The 1,475-nt window shown below is 65.2% G+C and carries 1 protein-coding gene and 2 pseudogenes; all 3 read left to right on the forward strand.

Features of this window, described 5'->3' with window-relative positions; genetic code table 11:
- Nucleotides 1–282 (forward strand): peroxiredoxin (locus A5906_RS44890; RefSeq protein WP_245326878.1); only part of this gene is annotated, 282 nt, incomplete at its 5' end.
- A 112-nt stretch (nucleotides 283–394) separates the two neighbouring features.
- Nucleotides 395–988: pseudogene (locus A5906_RS44895) on the forward strand (M23 family peptidase); the annotation flags it as partial.
- Nucleotide 989: 1 nt separating this feature from the next.
- Nucleotides 990–1,475, forward strand: a pseudogene (locus tag A5906_RS44900) (M23 family metallopeptidase); the annotation flags it as partial.

The raw sequence follows: 1,475 nt of genomic DNA on the forward strand, positions 1-1,475 counted from the left end.
GCGGGCACGGCCGTGCTTGGTATCTCCGCGGATTCGTTAAAGGCCCAGGAGAAGTTCCGCGACAAGCACAGCCTTAAGGTCCCCCTGATCTCGGACGAAAAGCACGAGATGCTGGAGGCCTATGGCGCCTGGGGCGAAAAGTCCATGTATGGCAAAAGCTTCCTCGGGATTCTTCGCACCACGGTGCTGGTCGGAAGCGACGGCAAGGTGGCCAAGATCTGGCGCAACGTCCGGGTCGACGGCCATGCCGATCAGGTGCTGGAAACGGCAAGGAGTCTTTAACCAGCCCGTTAAGTTCTAAAGGTTCCGTTTCCGGAAAATTAACCATGACGAGCCCAGATTGCTGCGGCAATTAGGCCGCAAGGAACCCATCCGACCGGCGCCGGGAGTGCCGATGTCGAAAAGTTCTGCCCAATATTCGCAGTACCCCCAGCATCATCCTCACGATCACGGACGGGCCTTCCAGCGCCGTCCTGCCGCTGTGGCGGCAGTCGCCCCGATTCCCCTTCCCGACGCCGACGACGCCTACACCATCGTCCATCACGGCAAGCAGGTTCGCCTCGGGCCCGTGGTTTTCTGGATCGTGGTCGGCACCGTCGTCCTGCTTGGCCTCTGGTCGGCCGCGACCGCCACCTATTTCGCCTTCCGCGACGACGTCCTGACCCGGCTGATCGCCCGCCAGGCCGAGATGCAATACGCCTATGAGGATCGCATCGCCGAGCTGCGCGCCAAGGTCGACCGCACCACCAGCCGCCAGCTGCTCGATCAGGAGCAGTTCGACCAGAAGCTCGACCAGATCATGAAGCGCCAGACGGCGCTGGAGTCCCGAGCGACGGCGCTTGGCGCCATGCCGGACGTAACCGGATCGATCCCCCGCGCGACGCCGCAGCGCGGCGATGCCGGCCAGAGCGCGACGCAGGGCACGCCAAAACCGTCGCCGATCAGCGACACCGTGATCTTCGTGGCACCGCCGGATCGTGAGGCACGGNCCCGCCGTCCTGGCCTCGCCGACCAGCCAGTTCGCCAAGAATCAGGGCTTTGACAATGTCCTGGTCCGCCTCACCACCTCGCTCGATCAGGTCGAACGCCGCCAGATGGCGGCGCTCAGCGCCGTCGAGGAAGGCATGGATTCGCGCATGCGCCGGATGCGCGGCGTCGTCAGCGATCTCGGCCTGAATCTCGCCAGTCTCGAAGCCGCCGTGCCGCGCAGCGCAATGGGCGGACCGTTCGTCCCCGTCAAGCTGACGGCGAATGCCGGCCCGTTCGAGAAGCAGCTTAATCGCATCAACGTCACCCGCGCCGAGATGGATCGGCTCAACCGCACGCTGGCTCTGGTGCCCTATCGCAAGCCCGTCATCGGCGAGGTCGAGTTCACCTCCGGTTTCGGCGTGCGCAGCGATCCTTTCCTGGGCCGGCCGGCGATGCACACCGGCCTCGACTTCCGCGCCGCAACCGGCGATCCCGTCCGCGTCACC

It is taken from the genome of Bradyrhizobium sacchari, assembly GCF_002068095.1.
Lineage (GTDB): Bacteria > Pseudomonadota > Alphaproteobacteria > Rhizobiales > Xanthobacteraceae > Bradyrhizobium > Bradyrhizobium sacchari.